This is a genomic window from Hymenobacter coalescens (genome assembly GCF_054783195.1).
This window is the reverse complement of record NZ_BAAGRA010000037.1, coordinates 1-535: the sequence shown is the minus strand read 5'-3', so window position 1 is coordinate 535 and position 535 is coordinate 1. Positions and strand designations below refer to the sequence as shown.

The following is a 535-nucleotide window of genomic DNA, read 5'->3' as shown; positions in this document are numbered from 1 at the left end:
AGCAAGCGAAAACGACTGCCAAAAAGTTTTGCGGAAAACTTGCACTGACTGAAAAGCTTCTTACCTTTGCACCCCGCTTCAGCAGGAGGCGGCCCGCAACGGAAAGCGACGCGAAAAGATTCGCAAATTTTCTTCGAAAGCTTGCAAACACAGAAAAGCTTCTTACCTTTGCAACCCCGAACGAAACGACGCTCGGAAAGGCCAAGAAAAAGCGGCAAGGTGTCGAACGAAAAGCCGCTGGCTCGCTGTTAACCCCTCGCGGCTTTTAGGAAGCAAACATCAGGTTGCTCGGGCAACCACCGGGCTGATTCAGTAGGAATCAGCGCCCGTTCTTTGAAAGACTGGAAAGACAATAGGTAAACGTGTTCCGCCTGCGGGCGGAACAACGAGCAGCGTACAAGAATGAAGCTCGTCAAATACGGGTCGGATCAGCACTCGACATGGGCGTTACTGCGGTAGCGCCGACAAGTTTTTTTACAATGGAGAGTTTGATCCTGGCTCAGGATGAACGCTAGCGGCAGGCCTAATACATGCA

At 51.6% G+C, this 535-nt stretch carries 1 protein-coding gene; it reads left to right on the top strand.

Features of this window, described 5'->3' with window-relative positions:
• Positions 1-269 (top strand): hypothetical protein (locus ACYVKQ_RS23180; protein ID WP_460677758.1); only part of this gene is annotated, 269 nt, incomplete at its 5' end.
• Positions 270-535 lie beyond the last annotated feature (266 nt).